Annotated in this window: 4 protein-coding genes and 1 pseudogene; 1 reads left to right on the forward strand and 4 read right to left on the reverse strand. The window is 50.2% G+C overall.

From position 1 onward, the window contains the following. Positions 1 to 272: pseudogene (locus tag Q0294_RS09130) on the forward strand (glucosamine-6-phosphate isomerase); the annotation flags it as partial. 91 nt (positions 273 to 363) lie between these two features. Here the strand turns inward: Q0294_RS09130 and Q0294_RS09135 are convergent. The 4 genes from Q0294_RS09135 to Q0294_RS09150 all read right to left on the reverse strand — a co-directional run. Continuing rightward, the gene (locus tag Q0294_RS09135) at positions 364 to 768 is read right to left on the reverse strand and encodes a bifunctional nuclease family protein (RefSeq protein ID WP_366917941.1); all 405 of its coding nucleotides are present in this window, start codon (positions 766 to 768) and stop codon (positions 364 to 366) included. 161 nt (positions 769 to 929) lie between these two features. Beyond that, the gene (locus Q0294_RS09140; RefSeq protein ID WP_299463695.1) at positions 930 to 3,854 is read right to left on the reverse strand and encodes a valine--tRNA ligase; all 2,925 of its coding nucleotides are present in this window, start codon (positions 3,852 to 3,854) and stop codon (positions 930 to 932) included. Positions 3,855 to 4,013: 159 nt separating this feature from the next. After that, positions 4,014 to 5,588, reverse strand: a complete 1,575-nt coding sequence (gene cimA / locus Q0294_RS09145) for a citramalate synthase (RefSeq protein ID WP_299463698.1) — start codon at positions 5,586 to 5,588, stop codon at positions 4,014 to 4,016. A 456-nt stretch (positions 5,589 to 6,044) separates the two neighbouring features. Then, positions 6,045 to 7,670 (reverse strand): DNA translocase FtsK (locus Q0294_RS09150; protein ID WP_299463701.1); only part of this gene is annotated, 1,626 nt, incomplete at its 5' end.

Below are 7,670 nucleotides of genomic sequence, written 5' to 3' on the forward strand. Positions count from 1 at the left end.
AGAATGCAGTCACGAGTTTCAAAAGCCGTACGACTCTGGTTCCCGCGTATGCCAATACGATTGGTCCCGGATGTTTTCTGAACGCCGACAAAATTATTGGCGGCTGTGACGGTATTTTCTCACGGGGCATGCAGTGGCAGGGGATGAGCGTCTGGATGACATTACGGCACGAACCCACGAGCTGGATTCCATCCACTTACATGACAACGCAACCCGGTCGATTGATCATTCTGGATGAACTCGCCGGACCTCTGGTTGCGGAATGTAATTAATCGTTTTTGAAAATGATTTAAGGGTAAGCTCAAATCGAATTCGAGCTTACCCTTTTTTTATAGAAACGTGTTTCTGAATGCCTGCAGGATTTTACTTGGAAGTCTGTTCCAGAACCGATTCGTGGACGTAGATTGGAACGGGCGGTTCATAATGAATTGCCAGTGCGATCGCATCACTGGGTCGACTGTCGATTTCAATCAATTCGCCATCCTGACCGACCCGCAGGACTGCATAGTAAGTGTGATCCTCAAGATGTGTAATGACGATATCCTGGAGATTGCCCCCCAACGCTTCAATAGTGCTTTTTAGCAGGTCATGCGTTAAGGGACGCTGTGGAGCAAATTCCTGATTCACACGGCGATCAATCGTCGTGGCTTCGAAAATCCCAATCAGAATCGGAAAAATGCGATCCCCGTTCACTTCGCGCAGATAAATCACCTGCTGGTCACCAATCTCGCTGATAATGATGCGAGATAACTCCATTTCAACTAGCAATAGAACCTCCAAAGGCTGGACAGAGCTAACGAAACAACTCTGCCGACTAGAATGAGTTTAATATTTGGGGATCAGTACGTCTGGGTTTTGAATGCGATCATTATACACGTCTACAAGGCAGGGCAACAGAATCTCAGGGTTCAGATGCCCGGAAAGTCTTACTATTTGTCACGAAGTTGATCGATGGAATCCTGAACACTTTGCAACTGTTTTTGTAGTCCGGCCAGCATCTCTTTGACGCCCGCGACAACATCTGCCGGTGCCCGATCCACAAAACTCTTATTGGCCAGTTTTTTCTCACTGCCTTCAATATGTTTCTTTAACTTTTCTGCTTCCCCCTGCAGACGTTTCAGTTCTGCGTCGAGATCAATCACTCCTTCCAGTGAAATGAATCCATCGACATCATTCAGCGAGAATGTGGCCGATCCGCCAGGTCGCTGCACATCGGCACCGGCGGCTTCCAGCAGTGTTTTTGCCAGATTATCGAACTGGCCGGCAATATTCTGCATATCGTCGGCGACACTCGTTTCACAGCGCAAAAACAGTTGCAGCGGCGTTGCTGGCGAAATTTTATAAACCGCGCGGATATTGCGGACGGCGACGATCATTTCCTGCAGACGTTCGAAGCGTTTTTCTAGCTGAGAATCCTGCCACGCTTTCGGTGGTTTCGGCCAGGCAGCGATCGTCACACTTTCCGCAGCCGGTTCCGGGGTGGATAATCCGCGTTCGGGGGCGATTTCATTCAGGCGTTGCCAGAGTTCTTCAGTTACAAACGGTACGAAGGGCTGGAGCAGACGCAGCAGAGAATCGAGTACACCGACCAGCACGCGCTGGGCGACCGGCTTTTGCTTCTCATCCCACAGGCGGGGCTTGATCATCTCCAGATACCAGTCGCAGAATTCATTCCAGGTAAAGTCGCGAATGGCACGCGTCGCCACATCAAACTGGTAACGGCCTAAAACGGTTGTCATTTCTTCTGCCACGCTGGAGAGACGACTCAGAATCCAGCGGTCTTCCATTGTCAAATCCGCTTCATTCAGCGGAGCAGGGGTGTAACCTTCCAGATTCAGCATCGCAAAGCGACTGGCGTTCCAGAGTTTATTGCAGAAATTTCTGCCATACTCAAAACGCTCACTTACGATGCGTGCGACTTTTTCGCCTGGATCAGGATCAAACCAGGGGCTTGTGTACTGATACGATTTTCCACTTTTAGGAAATTTGATACGCGGTTTCTCACCACCGCCGGGGATGGTTGTCTGATGTTCCAGCGTTTGCGGAACGACTTCACCGGTTTCCGGATCTTCGTAACCGACGGGCAGTCTCACATCCTGAGTTTCACCGGCGAAAGAAGCGATCGTAAATCGCACAGCATCAACGCCATACTTGTCAATCAGGTCCATCGGGTCGACGCCGTTTCCTTTGGATTTGGACATCGTCTGTCCGAAACCGTCCAGGATTTTCGGATGAATGCATACATGACGGAATGGAACATCGCCCATATTATACAGGCCGAAGAGCACCATGCGGGCTACCCAGAGCGTGATAATATCACGACTGGTAACGAGCACACTGCCCGGATAAAAATAATCCAGATCCGGATTCTTGTCAGGCCAGCCGAGCGTGGCATGCGGCCATAAAGCGCTGCTGAACCAGGTGTCCAGAACATCGTCGTCCTGGATTAATTGATGTTCGGCTCCCAACTCATTTCCGGTCAGATCGGTTTCGCTGCAGATCAGCCAGCAGGTATCTTCATCGTTGCGTCGGAAACTGACATCGTAGCGATCACCAAATGCCTGATTCAGATCTGCTTCGGAACAGGTTTCACAATACCAGATCGGAATCCGGTGTCCCCACCAGAGTTGGCGACTGATGCACCAGTCCCGTTTTTCTTTGAGCCAGTCGAGATAGGTTTTCGAATAGCGACTGGGAAAGAATCGCACGCGACCATCTTCGACGGCATCAATGGCCGATTGCGCCAGTGTATCCATTTTGACGAACCACTGATCGGACAGATAAGGTTCGATTGGCGTTTTTGAACGGTCACTATGTTTGACCGGAATTTTGCGGGCTTCGACTTCTCTGAAGAAACCCAGTTTTTCCATATCTTCGACGACTTTTTTGCGTGCGTCGTACCGGTCCAGCCCTTCATATTCACCGGTGTTTTCATTCATGGATCCGTCAGGATTGAGAATGTTAATCTGTTCCAGCTCATTCCGTAACCCGCAGGCGTAGTCATTCGGGTCATGTGCGGGCGTGACTTTGACGGCTCCCGTTCCGAGTTCTTTGTCAGCCAGCAGCGCGTCGGCGATAATCGGAATTTCGCGTCCGTTTAATGGAATCCGTACGTTTTTTCCGATCAGATGCAGATAACGTTCATCCGAGGGATGCACGCAAACCGCGGTATCGCCGAGCATTGTTTCGGGGCGTGTGGTGGAGAACGAAATCAGTTCATCGCTATCAACGACCGGATATTGAAAGGTCCAGAACTGGCCATCGATGTCTTCCGAAAATACTTCGTCATCGGCGACGGCTGTCTGCAGGAACGGGTCCCAGTTGACCAGGCGTTTTCCCCGGTAAATCAGACCGTCGGCGAAGAGTTTCAGGAACGTTCGCCTGACCGCTTTGGAGCACATCTCATCGAGCGTGAAACGGGTGCGCTGCCAATCGCAACTGGCGCCCAGTTCCCTTAGCTGATTCAAGATTCGTTTTTCGTACTGTTCTTTCCATTTCCAGATGCGTTCCACTAATGCCTCGCGGCCGATATCGTGGCGCGTGAGATTTTCTTCTTCCTTCATGCGCCGTTCGACAACCGCCTGTGTCGCGATGCCTGCGTGATCGGTGCCGGGCATCCAGAGGGCTTCATATCCCTGCATGCGGCGCCAGCGGGTCAGCAGATCCTGCACGGTTCCATTCAACGCGTGGCCCATATGCAACGCCCCGGTGACGTTGGGGAGCGGGATCATAATGGTATGCTGTTGTTTTTCCGGATCGGGTTCGGCGTGGAAATAACCTCTCTCTTCCCAGAATGGATACCACTTCTGTTGCGCACTCGCAGGGTCGTAATGTTTATCAAGCGATTCGGTCATGAGTTACGGTTGAATCTTGTTTAAAAGGGCCTGGTTTATTGGAAGAATCTCAATCTGGAATGAATCGAGTGTATTCAAGCAGCGGAAAAGGACTGATCAGACTCAGATATAGCAAAAATGGTCGTTGCGAGCATTGTAGATGGTTGCGGTTTCTGCATTCTAGTCGAAAAAAGTTCCTTCATCCTTGTAGAGCTTGTATTCGACGCTATCGGCCAATGCCAGCCAACTCGCTTCGATGATATTTTCGCTGACGCCGATACTGCTCCAGACATCGTGCTCGTCTTTGCTCTCAATCACTACCCGGACGCTGGCAGCGGTCCCTTCTGCTGAGTTGATGACCCGTACTTTGTAATCGAGCAGATGCATCTTTTCGAGGGCCGGGTAAGCAGGACAGAGGGCCTTTCGCAGAGCCGTATCCAAGGCATTCACAGGACCATCTCCCTCACCGACCACATGTTCCTGCTGCCCGTTGACCTTCAGTTTGATGGTGGCTTCGGTCAGCGGTTCGTGGGTACTGTCCGATTCGACATTCACGCGATAGTGAATCTTTTCGAAATGCGGTTTAAAAGTTCCTGCCACCTTTTTGACAAGCAGATCAAACGAGGCTTCAGCGGCTTCAAACTGATAACCTTCATTTTCCAGATCCTGGACCTTCTCCAGAATTCTGGTGAGCAGTTCGGGGTCATTGTCGAGCTGATATTTTGTGGTTTTGGCGACGATATTGGAGCGACCAGATAGCTCGCTAACGAGTACTTTTCGCTGATTGCCGACCAGTTCCGGTTCAATGTGTTCGTAACTTCGGGCCAGGCGATTCACGGCGTGAACGTGCATGCCTCCTTTGTGCGCAAAAGCGCTGCTGCCGACAAAAGGCTGGCTGGACCGAAAGTTCATATTCGCCAGTTCGTAAACATACCGCGACAGTTCGGTCAGTTTATGCAGGCTGTTGTCGAGGAGCACTGAATAGCCTTCTTTCTTGGTCACCAGATTGGCAATCACGCTGATCAGGTCGGCATTGCCACAGCGTTCGCCGATGCCGTTAATCGTTCCCTGAACCTGGATCACGCCATGTTCTACGGCTGCTAAGGAGTTGGCAATCGCGACGTCGCAGTCGTTATGGCAGTGGATTCCCAGCGGCGTTTTCAGTTCATTGCGAACGAGATCGACATAGTGGGCGATGACTTCGGGCAGGCTTCCGCCGTTGGTATCACAGGGAATGATAATATCTGCGCCGGCATCTGCCGCAGCCTTGATGGTCTTTAACGCATATTCAGGGTTGGCTCGAAATCCATCAAAGAAGTGTTCGGCGTCATAAATGACTTCGCGTCCGCACGATTTGATGAAGGAGATCGAATCGGCGATCATAGCCAGATTCTCTTCAAGCGAGACTCGTAGAACCTCCGTCACATGCAGGTCCCAGGTTTTTCCGACAATGGTGACAACGGGGGCCTGTGAATCGCGGAGTGCCTGCATACCGACATCGTCTTTGGCGTCGATGTCTTTGCGGCGGGTCATGCCAAACGCGGTCACTTTGGCATGCTTCAGATCCATTTCTGCGACGCGCTGGAAATATTCGGTATCTTTCGGATTGGAAAGGGGATAGCCGCCTTCGATGTAGTCGAAGCCCATTTTATCGAGCTTTGCGGTAATTTGCAGTTTGTCTTCCAATGAGAAGTTCACACCTTCTCCCTGGCTGCCATCCCGCAAAGTGGTGTCGTACATCTGAATCCGGGCCATCGTAGGGGCTTTCTTTTCTGTTGAAATTGAAGAATCGCTGTCTGTTTTACTTTGTCTGAAGTTCAAATTCACTTCACTCGCGAACAAATCATATGATCAAACGATTGCGTGTTACTATCTTTCAGGCAATCGAGTGAGCATCCTTGATGAGTCTTGGTCAAAGCAATAAAAAAACCTCAGGGTTGTGACCTGAGGTTATGAAAATCTGTTAAATTGGTAATGATCCTCAAGTCATTGGGAGTCTGTAATTTCACAAATAATAATAATGCTGCTGACGCAGACAGTATTGGAAACAGACATCATGGACGAGAAGACTTTCAAATCGAGTAAGAAATTTTGATGATACACTCTTCTTTAGGAAGATCATAAGCAGAGAAGCTGTGGTAGTCAAACGAAATCCTGAGTTCATCCCTTTTTAACCCGATGTTTCAGGAATTACAGGGGAGAAATCACGCTTTAGACAAACTCTTCTTCATATTCTTCTTCACCATAATCATCTTCGAATTGATTTTGCTTGATGGCTTCCCACTCATCGAGTGTATACAAGACTTCACGTGCTTGTGAGCCATTGTACTCTCCAACGATACCATCTTCCGCCATATAATCGATCAGGCGGGCACCACGACCATAACCAACGCCCAGAGCCCGTTGCAGCAGAGAAACGGAACCGCGACCTTCGCGAATCACAATTTCCACTGCTTCATTATACAGACTGTCTTCTTTCCGGTCAGATTCGCCGCCATTATTTTTCTTGGAGTTGGCAGCGGTGATCTGGGCCAGTTCGGGACTGTATTCCGGTGCCATATCGCTGAAGAAGTCGATCACGCGTTCGATTTCTTCGTCACTGACATAGGCCCCCTGGGCGCGGGTCAGTTTACTGGTCCCAGGTGCCAGGTACAGCATGTCTCCGTTACCGAGCAGGGCGTCTGCACCATTTTCATCCAGGACAACCCGGCTGTCGCCGCGGCTGGCAACCTGGAATGAAATTCGGGCAGGCAGGTTCGATTTAATCAGACCGGTGATCACGTCAACGGTTGGCTTCTGAGTTGCCAGGACCAGGTGTATCCCCACGGCCCGTGATTTTTGTGCCAGACGAATAATGTGTGCTTCCACATCTTTCCCCGAGGTCATCATCATATCGGCAATTTCGTCAGCCACGATCACAATCGAAGGCATCTTTTCGGGCATTTGCAGGGCTTCTTCCGATTCAGGGTCGATGCCCGCAATTTCGAGTACTTTTTCTTTTCCGAGTTTGTTGAAGCTTTCAATGTTACGTGAGCCACAACGGGCCAGCAGGTCATAACGTTCTTCCATCTTGTCGACGGCCCATGCCAGAACTGCTTCCGCTTTTTTCATGTCGGTAATCACAGGGTGCATTAAATGGGGAATGCGTTTGTAACCGCTCAATTCCACCATCTTCGGGTCGATCATGAGCATTTTGACTTCGTTGGGCGTGCGTGTCATCAACAGTGAAAGAATCAGCGTATTCAGGCAGACACTTTTACCTGTTCCTGTTCGACCGGCGATCAATAAGTGAGGCAGTTTGGACAGGTCGGCGGTTAGAGGGTGGCCGCTGACATCTTTACCGATGAAGAGCGGAATGCGACTGTGTTCTGCTTCTTCAGAGCAGGCTTCAATCAGTTCTTTCAAACGTACCATGACTTGCTTTTCGTTGGGAACTTCGACACCAACCGTATTTTTTCCGGGAATCGAAGGCACCACTCGAACTGAAGGCACACGTAATGCGACTGCCAGATCATGGGCCAGTGCGGTGACTTTGGCAACGCGTAATCCTGGCTTCAAATCGAGTTCAAACAGAGTTAACACGGGGCCCGTGTCAATTTCAGAAACTTGAATATCCAGACCAAAATCAGCGAAGGTATTTTCCAGGATCTCGGCTGCTTCTTCCGCTTTTTTTGCTAAAAGCTCAAACGGGAAGTCTTCCGCATCTTCCAGAAGATCTAACCCGGGCAGCTTATACGAGCTGTTTTTTTTTTGCTCAGTGGGTTGAGTCTGTCGCGCCAGGCGAAGGCCCGCCGGCGGATTGACTTTAATGGGTTTGCGTTTTTTGCTTTTTACCGG

The organism is uncultured Gimesia sp., assembly GCF_937919775.1.
Classification (GTDB): Bacteria; Planctomycetota; Planctomycetia; order Planctomycetales; family Planctomycetaceae; genus Gimesia.